The organism is Spirillospora sp. NPDC052242, from assembly GCF_040679555.1.
Classification (GTDB): Bacteria; Actinomycetota; Actinomycetes; order Streptosporangiales; family Streptosporangiaceae; genus Spirillospora.
The window spans coordinates 1-13,934 of the sequence record NZ_JBFAUZ010000001.1; the positions used below are offsets into that span (position 1 = coordinate 1).

Genomic DNA, 13,934 nt, shown 5'->3' on the forward strand with positions numbered 1-13,934 from the left:
GGTGAAGTTCAGCTCCTCGGCGACCGCGACGAAATACCGCAGATCGCGCAGATGACCGTCCATGGCCAACGGCTATCACGGCGGGTATTGGACGGCGTGGCCGGACGCCCGGCGGTGCGTCCTGCGGGACGTCCCGGCGGGCGCCCGGCGGTGCGTCTCCCCGGCCGGGAGGATGCTCGGGTCGGGCGTCACGCTCCCGCACCGTGGGCGATCTCGACGGACTCCAGCATCGCGAGCGCGTCCGGCACGAGGACGGCCGTCGAGTAGTAGGCGCTGACGAGGTACTTGATGAGCGCCTTCTCGTCGATGCCCATGAACCGGACCGACAGCCCCGGCTGGTACTCGTCCGGCAGGCCGGTCTGGTGCAGGCCGACGACGCCCTGGGCGGCCTCGCCGGTCCGCATCAGCAGGATCGAGCTGGTGCGGCGCGCGCTCACCGGGATCTTGTCGCACGGGAAGATCGGCACGCCGCGCCAGGCGGGGACCCGCTGGCCGAGGACGTCGACGTGGTCGGGGTACACGCCGCGGGTGCTGCACTCGCGGCCGAACGCGGAGATCGCCTTCGGGTGCGCGAGGAAGAACGCCGGCTCCTTCCAGACGAGCGCGAGCAGCTCGTCCATGTCGTCCGGGGTGGGCGGGCCGCTGCGGGTGTGGATGCGCTGCGAGAGAGCCGAGTTGTGCAGCAGCCCGAACTCCCGGTTGTTGACCATCTCGTTCTCCTGGCGCTCCCGGAGCGCCTCGATGGTCAGCCGGAGCTGCTGCTCCACCTGGTCCATCGGGTGGTTGTACAGGTCGGCGACGCGGGTGTGGACGCGCAGGACCGTCTGCGCGACGCTCAGCTCGTACTCGCGCGGCGAGGCCTCGTAGTCGACGAACGTGCCGGGCAGCGTCGGCTCGCCGGCGTGACCGGCCGACAGGTCGATCGCCGCTTCGCCGTGCTGGTTGTGCGCGCGCGCCGGTGCGTTGCGGTACTCCTCCAGGTGGGCCTGGAGCGTCGGCGACTGCCCGAGCGTCTCCTGGAAGTCGCTGACGCTCATGGTGAGCAGCGTGCAGGACGTCACGGCCTTCACCGTGCTGTCCCACTCGGGGGCCTCCTCCTCGCCGAGGAGGGCCTGGTCGCCGAAGAAGTCGCCGTCGGCGAGCGTGCCGTGCACCGCCTCGGTGCCGTACTCGCCGGCGGTGATGCGGCTGAGCTTGCCGTGCGCGACGAGGACGACCTTGTCGACGGGGCGGCCCTCCTCGACGATGACCTCGCCGGGCTCGTACTCGTGCTGGACGAACCGTCCGGCGAGGGCGTCGAGGGCCAGGTCGTCGTCGTAGCCGCGCAGCGGCGGCAGCTCGCAGAGCTCGCGGGGGATGACGCGGACGTCGGCGCCCGTCGTCACGAAGGTGACCCGGCCGTCGCCGAGCGTGTAGGTGAGCCGGCGGTTGACCCGGTAGGCGCCGCCCTTCGCCTCCACCCAGGGCAGCAGCCGCAGCAGCCACCGGGAGGTGATGCCCTGCATCTGGGGGACGGTCTTGGTCGTGGTCGCCAGGTTCCGTGCCGCCGAGGTACCGAGGCTCAACTGCTGTTCCGTCACGTGCACACCACCGATTCGTCGCCGTTCGCTTCGGGAATGGTCGATCGGGCACGGAAAGAAAGGGCCGGTGTTCGACCCGCCCGTTCCCGCCGCGCCGTCCGCTCGGCCAACCGTGACGCTACAGACGGTAATTACTTGGGCGCAACGTGCGATCACCTTCACCCTTGCTTTACCCCGGGGTCACAGGACTAGAACCCTCCCGTGATGGCGCCCCGGCGGACGGACGTCCGGACGTCCGGGCGCGCGGCGCGACGACCACCGGTTTTTACCGTCGGGTGAGGTTTCGTCGCAGGTCAGAGCGGTGCAAAGTGATACAAATCACCGGTTTCGGCGGGCGCGGCACGGAAACATCGGCCGCATAGTGGTGTTGTGCCTGATGCGCGACGGGTCCCGGGAGGCGGGACCCGGTCGGACCCGAGAGGAGGCCCCCAGTGATCGTGTGGACCGCACTCGCGATCGAGACCGTCGCCGGACTGGTGATCGCCGGAACGCTGGTGGGCTGGGCCCGCCGGCATTTCGCCCGCTGACCGCGGCGACCGCTCGCCCCGGGGATCGCCGGACAACGATCCCCGGGACCGAATAACCGGATATCAGCAGATAATCGTCATTTCGCCCCGGAACCCGCGAGTTCCGGGGTGTCCTCGTTCCCGACCCGGTCGATCGGCACCCGCGCCGTCTCCGGAATCTTCAGGATCGGGATGAACGCCACCAGCGCCGCCAGCATCAGGTAGAAGGCGGGCACGTAGTTCGAGTCCGTCACGCTGATCAGCGAACCGACCACGACCGCCGTCGTCCCGCCGAACAGCGACGTCGAGATGTTGTAGCCGATCGCGAACGCCCCGTACCGCACGTTCGTCGGGAAGATCGCCGGGAACGTCGACCCGATCACCGCCAGCATCAGCACCAGCAGCCCGCCGACGATCGCGTACCCGGCCAGCACGCCCAGCGTGTCGTTCGTCTGCATCAGCGCGAACGCCGGCCACGACAGCAGGAAGAACCCGATCGCCGCCGCGATCAGCAGCGGCTTGCGGCCGATCCGGTCCGACAGGGCGCCCAGCGGCACGATGAACAGGATCATCACCGCCTCCACCCCGATCGTGACGAGCTGCGACGACGTGTCGTCGTAGTCGAGGTAGTCGATGAGGTAGGACGGCATGAACGTCAGCATCGTGTAGTCCGCGATGTTCAGCAGGAACACGATGCCGATCAGCAGCAGGATCCGCCGCTTGTAGTGGACCAGCGTCTCCCTCAGCGGCGAGGCCGCCTTCTTGCCCGCCTCCTCCATCTTCTGGAACGTCGGCGTGTCCTCGATGCGGGTCCGGACGTAGAGCCCGACGATGCCGAGCGGCAGCGCGATCAGGAACGGGATCCGCCAGCCCCAGTCGCGCATCGCCTCGTCGCCGAGCACCACCGTCATCAGCAGCACCAGCCCGGCGCCCAGGATGTAGCCGACCAGCGTGCCGAGCTCCAGGAAGCTGCCGTAGAACCCGCGCTTGTTCGTCGGCGCGTACTCGGCGATCATCGTCGCCGCGCCGCCGTACTCACCGCCCGTCGAGAAGCCCTGGATCAGCCGGACCGCCAGCAGCACCAGCGGCGCCGCGATGCCGATCACCGCGTAGCTCGGCAGGATGCCGATCACGAACGTCGCGCCCGACATCAGGATGATCGTGGTCGCCAGGACCCGCTTGCGGCCCAGCTTGTCGCCCATCGGCCCGAAGAACAGCCCGCCGAACGGCCGGGCGAGGAACGCCGCCGCGATCAGCGCGAACGACCGCAGCGTCGCACTGCCCGCCGAATCCTCGGGGAAGAAGACGTCCCCGATGATCGCGGTCATCACCCCGGCGCTGAACACGCCGAAGTCGAACCATTCGATGCAGTTCCCCATCGCGGAGGCGATCACGGCCTTGCGCACCGCCGCCTCGTCGACCTCCGCCTCGCCGCCCGCCGGTTCCGCGGCCGCTCCGGACTGTGAGCTCATCGGCACCTCCCGGCCCTGGCCCTGCCCGAAGATCGACAAAGCTAACGCCGGGGTGCGAAGCGGTCACCCTCTGCGGGACTCCTCGACGGCCTCCCCGAGGTCGGCGGTGTCCCCCGCGGGACCGCCGTCCCGGCCCGCGCGCCCGTCCGTCCCGTCGGCGTCGTCCTCGCCCATGCCGAGCAGCTCGTCGGTCAGCTCGGGCAGGCTCATGGTCCGCTGCGGATCGTCGGACGCGTCCAGCAGATCGTCCTCGGGGATCGGGACGATCGCCTGCGTCTCCTGCGCCTCCCGGGTGATCACCCCGCTGGCCAGCACGTTGTACCGGTGCCGCAGCGCCCCGTTCTCGCGCAGCAGGTCGTCCGCCTCCCGGCGGACCCGCGCCACCCGCCGCGCCATCCGCGCGTGCATCATGTAGCCGCCGGCGGACGCGCCGAGGACGAACCCCGCGACCGGCAGGCCCACCGCGGGCGGGACCAGCGCCGTCACCAAGGCCACCAGGACGGCCACCAGCACGACCAGCACGAACACCACCGCAAGCGCCCGCGTGTGCTGCTCCATCCAGTCCAGGACGGCGTTGACGCGCTTGGGGATCCGCACTCGTCTTCTCCTCCGGGTTCCGGGCGGGACGGGGACATCTGCCGACAACGACCGGGCGGGCTCGCCCTGTTCCACCGCCCGTGGGGACAACAGTACGTGACCGCGCGGGTCGCTCGGCGAGGTCTCCCGCACCTCCCCCGGGCCGCCTCCCCCGGACCTCCCGCGCGACCAGGATGCGAGCACCGGCCGCGGCGGAATATCGTCACTGGATATGAGCGAACACTTTGATGTCGTGGTCCTGGGCGCGGGCCCGGGTGGATATGTCGCCGCGATCCGGTCGGCACAGCTCGGGCTGAAGACGGCGATCATCGAGGAGAAGTACTGGGGCGGGGTCTGCCTCAACGTCGGCTGCATCCCCTCGAAGGCGCTGCTGCGCAACGCCGAGCTCGCCCACATCTTCACCCAGGAGCAGAAGACCTACGGGATCAACGTCGAGGGGCAGGTGTCCTTCGACTACGGCGTCGCCTTCCAGCGGAGCCGCCAGGTCTCGGACAAGCTCGTCAAGGGCGTCCAGTTCCTGATGAAGAAGAACAAGATCACCTCCTACGAGGGCCGGGGCACGTTCACCGACTCCAACACCCTGCAGGTGGCGAAGGCCGACGGTTCGTCCGACACCGTCACCTTCGACAACTGCATCATCGCCGCGGGCGCGCACACCAAGCTGCTGCCCGGGACGTCCCTTTCCGAGCGGGTCGTCACCTACGAGGAGCAGATCCTCAGCTCGGAGCTGCCCGAGAGCATCGTCATCGCGGGCGCCGGGGCCATCGGCGTCGAGTTCGCCTACGTCCTGCACAACTACGGCGTCAAGGTCACGATCGTCGAGTTCCTCGACCGCATGGTGCCGAACGAGGACGCCGACGTCTCCAAGGAGCTCGCCAAGCGGTACCGCAAGCTCGGCATCGACGTCCTGACCTCCACCCGCGTCGACTCCATCGACGACTCCGGCCCGAAGGTCAAGGTCACCGTCACCGGCAAGGCCGGCGAGCAGCAGGTCATCGAGACCGACAAGGTCCTGCAGGCCATCGGCTTCCAGCCGAACGTGGACGGCTACGGCCTCGACAAGACCGGCGTGCGGCTGACCGAGCGCGGCGCGATCGACGTCGACGGCCGCTGCCGCACGTCCGTCCCGCACATCTACGCGATCGGGGACGTCACCGCCAAGCTGATGCTCGCGCACGCCGCCGAGGCCATGGGCATCGTCGCCGCCGAGACCATCGCGGACGCCGAGACGATGGAGCTCGACTACGTGATGATCCCGCGCGCCACCTACTGCCAGCCGCAGGTCGCGTCGTTCGGCTGGACGGAGGCGCAGGCCAAGGAGCAGGGCTTCGACGTCAAGGTCGCCAAGTTCCCCTACAGCGCCAACGGCAAGGCGCTCGGGATGGGCGAGGGCGACGGCTTCGTCAAGGTGATCAGCGACGCCAAGTACGGCGAGATCCTCGGCGCCCACCTGATCGGCCCCGAGGTGACCGAGCTGCTGCCGCAGCTCACCCTCGCCCAGCAGTGGGACCTCACCGTCCACGAGGTGGCCCGCAACGTCCACGCCCACCCGACCCTGGGCGAGGCCGTCAAGGAGGCCGTGCACGGCCTCGCCGGCCACATGATCAACCTCTGAGCGCGAGGGCGTGCCCGCCCGCCGGGCACGCCCCGCTCACGCGATTCACTCAAGCGGCGCGCGGGTCGCCGCGGAAGACCTCCCGGCCGTGCCAGGCGACCCGCTCGACGGCCACGGCCGGGAACGCGCGCTGCGGCGGCTCGACCGGACGCCCCGCCAGCTCGAGCACCTGCGCCCGCGCGGCGTCCCCGCGCCCCACGAACATCGTCGACACGGTGATCCGGCGGTCCCGCGTCATGCCGAGCACGCCCTTGTCGAACAGCTTGTGGTGCATGACGCACAGGCAAATCCCGTTCGCCACCTCGTCGGGCCCGTTGAACGCCCACCACTGGACGTGCGCGGCGTCCAGCCCGACGGCCGTCCCGTCGAGCACGCCGTCGAACCCGCAGAACGCGCACCGGTACTCGTAGGCGATCAGCACGTCCCGGCGGAACTCCCGATCGCGCCGGCGGGCCCCGGCGAGCCCGTCCACGGCGAGGCCCACGGCCGCGCACAGCTCGTCGTGCAGCGACGGCTCGAAGTTCGCGTCGAGGATCGCCCGGCCGAGGCGTGCCGCGAGCCCCGGGTCGTCCCGCAGGTCGCGCGCGAGGTCGTCCGCGAACCGCCCGGCGGCGCCCGAACGCCGCAGCGGCCCGACGTTCGGTCCCGGGCTCCCGCCGCCGTCGGCCGTCCGGACGTCCCACAGGCCGTCGCTCGTCAGGTGGTGGAAGGGGTAGGCGGGGCTGCTGCCCTTCCGCCAGAACTCGTCGAGCAGGCGCCGCAGCCGGTCCTCGGCGTCGCGGTAGACGATCGGCTCGTCCCCGTGGTTCTGGAAGTGCCCGAGCGCGTACAGCAGCAGCAGCGGCTTGTGCGGCGCGCGCTTGTCGCCGCGCCGCCACTGGTTGACCGTCGTGACCCGTTCCGCCCAGTCCACGCCGGAACCCTACTGCCGGGGCGCCGGTAGTGGGCCGGGACCATGCCGGGGGCGGGGGTCAGGCCGGGGCCTCCCGGGAGGTCACGCCGAGGTAGTCGCGGGCGTAGGGGCGGTAGAGGGCGGCCGAGGCGAGGCCGTTCGCGGCGGTGAGCAGGACCGTGGTGACCAGGAGGCCGTACTGCAGGCCGAACCGGTCGCCGAGGTGGCCCGTGAGCAGCGCGTAGCCGCCGATGGCGACGGACTCGACGACGTACACGGAGACGGCGAACGCGATGGCGCGCAGATGCGGCGGCACCACGGCCATCACCAGCGGCCGGTGCACGACGGGAACCTGCCCCTGGCACAGCCCGACGAGGGCGAACAGCCCGATGTACGGCGCGATGCCGTCCACCGAGACGAACAGCGCGACGCAGGCGATGGCGGCGAACGCGAGCTGGCTGGCCTGGAGCATCACCACGCGTCCGCTGCGCGGCATGACCCGTTGCAGGCGGTCCAGGAGCCGCCCGCCGAGCAGGGTGCCCACGATGTAGCCGAGCGCGAACGGCAGCGCGATGACGGAGGCCGTCGCCGTCGAGAACCCGCGCTCGTCGACCAGGAACACGATGCTGAAGGACATCATCACGTTCTGGCCGGAGAAGAGCCGCTGCACCAGCATGTAGCGGAAGGTGCGGATGCGCAGCAGTTCGCGCAGGTCGTGTCCCGCCTTCCGCGCGTCGAACCCGGCGCGCCGCGGCGTGCTCTCGACGGTCCGCCGGGGATCGTCCAGGAGCGTCAGGAGCAGCACCCCGATCAGGAGGCAGATCGCGCCGGAGATGACGTACCCGTAGCGCCAGCCGTTGTCGAGGTGCGACAGGATCCCGAACAGCGGCGCGCTGCCCCCGGTGATGATCGCGACCCCGGCGTACAGGATGCCGGTGGCGCGGCCCCGGTGGTGATCGTCGTAGACGTCGCCGAGGATCTCGAGCGCGATGGCGCCCGAGCCGGCGAAGCCGGCGGCGCCGATCCCGTAGAGCACGAGGAACACGGCGAAGTTCGGGGACAGCCCCGCCGCGATGATCCACAGGCCCCAGAACCCCGAGCAGACCGCCAGCACCGTCCGCCGCGGGTACCGGCGCGCGAGCATCGCCCAGGGGACGCTGGTGAGCGCGCCGGCGACCTTGGTGACCGCCGTGATCAGGCCCAGCGCCGCCCCCGACAGCCCGAAGGCGTCCCGCATCAGCGGGAACATCACCGTGGTGAGTCCGGCCTCGGTGTTGTCCATCGAGGTCGACGTGGTGAGCAGCGCGAGGTTCTTGCCGCGCGACAGCCGTCCGCCGCGCCCGGCCGTCGCGGGCGCGGCCGTCTCGACGGGGGCGCTCATCGCGCGTCCCCGGCGAGCGTCCCGGCGGCCAGCAGCGCGAGCGCGGCGGCCTGATCGCCGAGGACGCCGTCGTCGAACACCGCGCGGGGGGAATGGTTCGGCGCGGGCGGTCCGTCGAGGTCCGGCGGGCTCGCCAGCAGCATCAGCATGGTCCCCGGCACGTTCCGCGTGACGTACGAGAAGTCCTCGGCGCCCATGGTCGGGTTCGGCGCCTCGACGACCCGGGCGTCCCCGAAGGACGCGCGGAGCACGTCCAGCGCGCGGGCGGTCGTGACCCGGTCGTTGACGACGCTCGGGTAGCCGGTGACGATCTCGGTGCGCGCCGTCGCGCCGTGCGCCTCGGCGATCCCGGTGACGAACGCCGGCAGTTCCGCCTCGGCCCTGGTCAGGGCCTCGGGGGACATCGTCCGGATCGTCCCGCCGAGGGTCGCGGAACCGGGGATGACGTTCGCGGCGCCCGTCCCCGCGGCCAGGTTGGTCACCGACAGCACCACGGGGTCGAAGACGTTGAACCGGCGGGTGACGAAACTCTGCAGGGCCAGCACGATCTCCGCCAGCACCGGCACCGGGTCGACGCCCTCGTGCGGACGGGATCCGTGCCCGCCCCGCCCCGACACCTCGACCTCGAACGTGGTCGAACTCGCGGTGACGGTGCCCGGCCGGGTCACGAACGTGCCGCGCGGACCGGGCCCGACGTGCACGGCGTACGCCGCGACCGGACGTTCGCCGGTCACTTCGAGCAACCCCTCGTCCAGCATCAGCGGCGCGCCGCCGAACCCCTCCTCGCCGGGCTGGAACATGAACAGGACGTCGCCCGCGAGTTCGTCCCGGTGCTCGTGCAGGAGGCGCGCGGCGCCCACCAGGCCCGCGACGTGCATGTCGTGCCCGCACGCGTGCATCGCGCCGTTCGTCGACCGGAAGGGCACGTCGGCGTCCTCCCGCAGGGGCAGGGCGTCCATGTCGGCGCGCAGCAGGACGGTCGGGCCGGGACGTCCGCCCCGCAGGACCGCGACCACCGAGGTCAGCGCCGTCCCGGTGCGCACCTCGAGCCCGAGCGGCGCGAGCGCGTCCAGCACTTTGCGCTGCGTCTCCGGCAGGTGCAGTCCCAGCTCGGGCTCGGCGTGGATCGCCCGCCGAAGCGCCACCAACTCGGGCAGCAACGCCGCCCCGCGGGAGAGGAACCGTTCGCCCGGCTCGGTTCCGGCACGGTTCGCAGCGATCTCCAAGACGCGACCTCCATAACTGAACACTCCGTATGTTTTCGCTCAAGGTGTACGCGAGCGTAAGAGGTCACACCAGGTCCGTCAACGGTTGACTATCTGGTGAACATTCGCTACACGGCAGCAGAGGGGCGCGTCTTTATACAAGCTAGATGTTATTGAACGTGATGTTCAGGAACTCGCGGCCTCGCCCCTAGCCCGCCACGGAGGGAACCGTCATACCGTTTCATGCCTTAAACTTCCCTATCAATCCGTCGACGAGTACTGATAGAGATGTTTACATGAGGAGGATGCGACATGAGCGTGATCTACAAGTCCCCAGCGGGCGAGCGTGAGCTGCTGCGGCTGTACCGGGAGAACCTGGACGGCTGGCCGGTTCCCGCCGAGCATGTGCGGGTGCCCACGCGGGAGGGCGAGACGTTCGCCGTCGTCTCCGGCCGGGCGGACGCGCCGCCGGTGGTGCTGCTGCACGGGTCGGGGGCGAACGCGACGATGTGGCGGGACGACGTCGCCGCGTGGTCGCGGGACTTCCGCGTGCACGCCGTCGACCTCGTCGGGGAGCCGGGGCTGAGCGCGCCGTCGCGTCCGGTGCTGGGGACGGACGCGCCCGCGCTGTGGCTGGACGACGTGCTGGACGGGCTCGGCCTGGCGGACGCCGCGTTCGTCGGGGCGTCGCTCGGCGGGTGGATCGCCCTGGACTACGCCGTCCGGCGCCCAGAGCGGGTGCGGCGGCTGGGGCTGCTGTGCCCCGGCGGGCTGGGCCGGCAGAAGGTCGGCTGGCTCGCCAAGGCGCTGGTCATGCGCGCGATGGGGCGCGGCGGCGTGCGCCGGACGGCGGCGGAGGTCACCGGCCTGGCGGACGGGCCCGTCCTGGACGGGCTCGTGCTGACGTTCGAGCAGTTCCGGCCCCGGACGGAGCGGCTGCCGGTGTTCCCGGACGACGCGCTGCGGGGGCTGCGCATGCCCGTGCTGGTGATCGTCGGCGGGCGCGACGTCATGTTCGACTCGCACGGGACGGCCCGGCGCGTGCGCGAGTGCGTCCCGGACGCGTCCGTGGTGCTGCTGCCGGAGACCGGGCACGCGATCCTCGGGCAGACCGCGCCCATCGCCGATTTCCTCAAGGCGTGAGGGCGCACGGGCCAGGGATTTCCGCCCGGGACTGCCAACGAAGTTCGCGAGAAGGCTCATAGACCTCGATACCGGGCGTGAACGGCCGTCGTCATCATTCCTCCCATCGGGGTGCCCATAAGTACCTTTGAAGGGAGTCCTCATGAGACTCAGGCGCAGGCTGGCGGCCCTGGTCGTCGGGGTGGCCGCGCTGCTGCCGGGGACGGTCGTCGCGACCCCGGCGCACGCGCTGCCACCGGAGATCGTCCCCGAGGTGGGCGTGGACACCGGACGGTTCAAGCTGCCGATCGGCTGCACGATCACGCTGGCCGGCATTCCGGTGTTCTACCTCCCGACGGACGTCGACGTGCAGGGCGTCGCGCCCGTCCAGCTCGGCCCCGGCCAGGAGTTCTGGCTGACGCAGGGGTCGGGCAGCATCACGTTCCCGTCGTGGCTGACGTCGCTCGCGCCCATCCTGGGCCTGACGTCGGCGGACGCGCGGGTGACGAACCTCAGCATCGGCGCGGCGAACGCGACGCCCGAGTCGATCAACATCGCGGAGGGCGACCCGTTCGTCATCGACGACATCCCGATCGAGGCGGGGCAGCCGCTGAAGGTGGGGCTGCCGCTGGACGGCACGTTCGACGTCGGGCCGTACACGGCGCCGGACGGCGGCGCGGTGACGTTCAAGTTCGACGGGGCGGTCGCGGAGGTCGACCTGAAGTCGTCCGTCGGGTTCAGCATCCCGATCAAGGCCGACTGCAAGGCGACGCAGGGCAACGCGCTGCTGCGGGTCGCGGTCGGCGGGCCGGCGGGGCAGCCGCCGGCGAAGATCCAGGGCGCGCCGCTCGACTTCCCGGAGCCGGACTCGAACGAGGTCGTCGGCATCATCAACGCGCCGTACGAGTGCAGCCTCGGCGGGACGCCGCTGGACGTCGGCATCGCGGTGGGCGGCAACTTCCCGCTGTCGATGAGGCGCGGGTCGAGCTTCTCGTTCACCGACGCGTCCGGGGCGCTGACCATCCCGGCGGGAACGGTGAACAAGCTGATCGACATGGGCTACACGAGCGCGTCCGGTGAGGTGACGAAACTCGATCTGAACGTGGAGGGCGGGTCCCCCGCGATCGACAACGTGGCGGACGACGGGATCGAGATCCCGACCGTGCAGCTCGTCCGCGACCAGAAGATCGTCCTGTCGCTGCCCGCGAACGGCACGCTGACCGCGGGCCCGTACTCGGCGAACGCGGGCGCGGAGTCGGTGGCGGTGTCGATGGGCGACGCGGCCGCGACCTTCACGTTCAACGGCTCCACGCGGGCCTCGGCCACGTGCGAGACCCCGTCCCCGAAGGTGTACCTCGTCGACACCCCGGTGACCTGACGATCACCTGACGACGGTGCGCGCCTCCCTCCGCGAGGGGAGGCGCGTCCGTATTTCGCGGGTTTCGCCGACGGGCGCAACGATTCACCCGGCGCGGGGCTGAAGTAGCAACGAAGTGGTAGGTGAGAGCAAGGTTCGCGCATTGGTTCGGGGCGGTTCGGTTCTTAGGCTTTCGATCAGTCGAATCCCTCCTCGGAAAGCCTGGAGACACGCATGACCGTCATGCCGGCGATGGAGCCTGCACCTGCGCGGACGGCGTTGCGGCGGCGCTACCTGATGTGCCGTCCGGAGCACTTCGCCGTGACGTACGCGATCAACCCGTGGATGGACCCGGCGGCGGGCGCCGACGCGGGCCGGGCGGTCGCGCAGTGGGAGGCGCTGCGGGGCGCGTACCTCGCGCTGGGGCACGAGGTGAGCCTGATCGAGCCGGTTCCCGGGCTGCCGGACATGGTGTTCGCGGCGAACGGCGCGCTGGTCGTCGGGGGGCGCGTGTACGGGGCGCGGTTCACGCACGCGGAGCGGCGGGCGGAGGGTCCGGCGTACGCGGCGTGGTTGCGGGCGAACGGGTTCGCGGACGTGCTCGAGGCGGAGCACACGAACGAGGGCGAGGGCGACTTCCTCACGCTCGACCACGTGATCCTGGCCGGGACGGGCTTCCGGACGGAGATCGCCGCACACCAGGAGGCCCAGGAGTTCCTCGGACGTCCGGTGGTGACGCTCCGGCTGGTCGACCCGCGCTTCTACCACCTGGACACGGCGCTGTTCCCGCTGGGCGGCGACAACGTCGCCTACTACCCGGGCGCGTTCTCGCCCGGGAGCAGGGCGGTGCTGGAGCGGTTGTTCCCGGACGCCGTCCTGGCGGACGAGCGGGACGCGGCGGTGCTCGGGTTGAACGCCGTCTGCGACGGACGCAACGTGGTGATCAACGCCGAGGCCGAGGGGCTGATCGGCACGCTGCGGGCGCGGGGGTACGAGCCGGTTCCGGTGGATCTGTCGGAGCTGCGGAAGGCGGGCGGCGGCCCGAAGTGCTGCACGCTGGAGCTGCGCCGCTAGGGCCGGGGCCGCGCGGCTAGAGGTAGTCGGTGGCGGAGCGGAGCCACGTGACGTACGACTTGGTGGAGCGGGCGTCCGGGACGAGCCCGGTGAGCGGCCCCTGGCGGCTGGGCATCTCGGTCGCGACCATCCGGGCGACGCGGCGGACGGTCTTGGTGCGGGCGCGCTCGTAGGCGCGGGGGTCCTCGGGGGTGCGGCTCAGCGCCCAGGCGTCCTCGACGGCCTGGGCTGCGCCCATCGCCATCGCCGGGGGCATCGTGTGGACGGCGTCGCCGAGGAGGGTGGTCGGGCCCCGCCCCCAGGTGGACGGGACGCGGTGCAGGTGGTGCGGGTAGAAGCCGGCGGTCTCGGCGTGCTCGAGCACCGCGGGGAACGGGTCGGGCCAGCGGCCGAACCGCTCGCGCAGCCGGTCGAGGATGTCGGGCGCGTCGCCCCAGAATCGGCTTCCGGGTTTGGCGCGCAGGTCGAACCACCACAGCGCGCGGCCGTGCCCGGCGGGGGCGACGCTGCCGAGCGACCGCCCGTTGGAGACGAGCAGGGTCCGTCCCGCGTCGATGATGTCGGCGGGCAGGGTGGTGAACGCCTGCCAGGTGACCCAGCCGTTGAGCCGCGCCTCGCCGCCGCCGAGGGCCCGCCGGACGACCGAGCGGCGGCCGTCGGCGCCGACGAGCAGGTCGCCGCGGGCGGTCCGCCCGTCGGCGAAGACGATCTCCGCGCGGTCGGGGTCGACCTCTGCGATCTCGTGCCCGTAGCGGACGGGGACGCCGTCGGCGAGGCGCTCGACGAGTTCGCGGCGGGCGATGTGCAGGGCGGGCAGGCCGTCGAAGGCGCGCTCGACGGCGGTGAGGTCGATCGTGCCGAGGCGGCGGCCGCGCGGCGAGAGGCTCACCATCGCCTCCAGGCGGCGGCCCGCGCCGTCGAGGTCGACCTTGAGCTCGCGCAGGACGCCGACGGTCGCGGGCCAGATGGAGATCGAGCCGCCCTCGGTGCGGAGTTCGGGCGCCGCCTCGTACACCTCGACGTCGTGCCCGGCGAGGGCGAGGCCGCGCGCCGCGCTCAGCCCCGCGACGCCCGCGCCGACGATGAGTACTCTCATGTTCGGAACCCAATCTGAGACTTACAGTATCTGATAC

11 protein-coding genes are annotated in these 13,934 nt (G+C 71.3%); 4 read left to right on the forward strand and 7 right to left on the reverse strand.

The features are described 5' to 3' along the window. Window positions 1–188: 188 nt before the first annotated feature. The 3 genes from AB0L25_RS00005 to AB0L25_RS00015 form a co-directional block, all read right to left on the reverse strand. Entirely contained in the window at window positions 189–1,580 is a 1,392-nt protein-coding gene (locus AB0L25_RS00005; RefSeq protein WP_500166931.1) for a family 2B encapsulin nanocompartment shell protein, read from the reverse strand. A gap of 604 nt (window positions 1,581–2,184) precedes the next feature. Then, a complete protein-coding gene (locus tag AB0L25_RS00010; RefSeq protein ID WP_500166933.1) occupies window positions 2,185–3,558 on the reverse strand; it encodes an MFS transporter in 1,374 nt (457 codons plus the stop codon). Between the two features lie 63 nt (window positions 3,559–3,621). Beyond that, window positions 3,622–4,155, reverse strand: a complete 534-nt coding sequence (locus AB0L25_RS00015; protein ID WP_500166935.1) for a hypothetical protein — start codon at window positions 4,153–4,155, stop codon at window positions 3,622–3,624. Window positions 4,156–4,366: 211 nt separating this feature from the next. On the opposite strand from AB0L25_RS00015, the gene lpdA reads away from it, so the two are divergent. Further along, complete coding sequence (gene lpdA / locus AB0L25_RS00020; RefSeq protein WP_500166937.1) at window positions 4,367–5,770, forward strand: dihydrolipoyl dehydrogenase; 1,404 nt, start codon at window positions 4,367–4,369, stop codon at window positions 5,768–5,770. A gap of 49 nt (window positions 5,771–5,819) precedes the next feature. Here lpdA and AB0L25_RS00025 read toward each other — a convergent pair whose 3' ends face one another. The 3 genes from AB0L25_RS00025 to AB0L25_RS00035 are packed head-to-tail and all read right to left on the reverse strand — an operon-like array spanning window position 5,820 to window position 9,269. Beyond that, window positions 5,820–6,683 (reverse strand): phosphorothioated DNA-binding restriction endonuclease, encoded by an 864-nt coding sequence (locus AB0L25_RS00025; RefSeq protein ID WP_500166939.1) that lies wholly within the window; start codon window positions 6,681–6,683, stop codon window positions 5,820–5,822. A gap of 58 nt (window positions 6,684–6,741) precedes the next feature. After that, entirely contained in the window at window positions 6,742–8,043 is a 1,302-nt protein-coding gene (locus AB0L25_RS00030) for an MFS transporter (protein WP_500166941.1), read from the reverse strand. Beyond that, a complete protein-coding gene (locus AB0L25_RS00035; protein WP_500166942.1) occupies window positions 8,040–9,269 on the reverse strand; it encodes a M20 metallopeptidase family protein in 1,230 nt (409 codons plus the stop codon). Before AB0L25_RS00035 ends, AB0L25_RS00030 begins: the two co-directional genes overlap by 4 nt. 291 nt (window positions 9,270–9,560) lie before the next feature. On the opposite strand from AB0L25_RS00035, the gene AB0L25_RS00040 reads away from it, so the two are divergent. The 3 genes from AB0L25_RS00040 (at window position 9,561) to ddaH (ending at window position 12,801) form a co-directional block, all read left to right on the forward strand. Next, window positions 9,561–10,391 (forward strand): alpha/beta fold hydrolase, encoded by an 831-nt coding sequence (locus AB0L25_RS00040; protein WP_500166944.1) that lies wholly within the window; start codon window positions 9,561–9,563, stop codon window positions 10,389–10,391. Between the two features lie 142 nt (window positions 10,392–10,533). Further along, window positions 10,534–11,748, forward strand: a complete 1,215-nt coding sequence (locus AB0L25_RS00045) for a DUF6801 domain-containing protein (protein WP_500166946.1) — start codon at window positions 10,534–10,536, stop codon at window positions 11,746–11,748. A gap of 213 nt (window positions 11,749–11,961) precedes the next feature. Further along, a complete protein-coding gene (gene ddaH / locus AB0L25_RS00050) occupies window positions 11,962–12,801 on the forward strand; it encodes a dimethylargininase (protein WP_500166947.1) in 840 nt (279 codons plus the stop codon). A 16-nt stretch (window positions 12,802–12,817) separates the two neighbouring features. On the opposite strand, the gene AB0L25_RS00055 is transcribed toward ddaH, so the two are convergent. Then, the gene (locus AB0L25_RS00055; RefSeq protein WP_500166949.1) at window positions 12,818–13,897 is read right to left on the reverse strand and encodes an FAD-dependent oxidoreductase; all 1,080 of its coding nucleotides are present in this window, start codon (window positions 13,895–13,897) and stop codon (window positions 12,818–12,820) included. Window positions 13,898–13,934 lie beyond the last annotated feature (37 nt).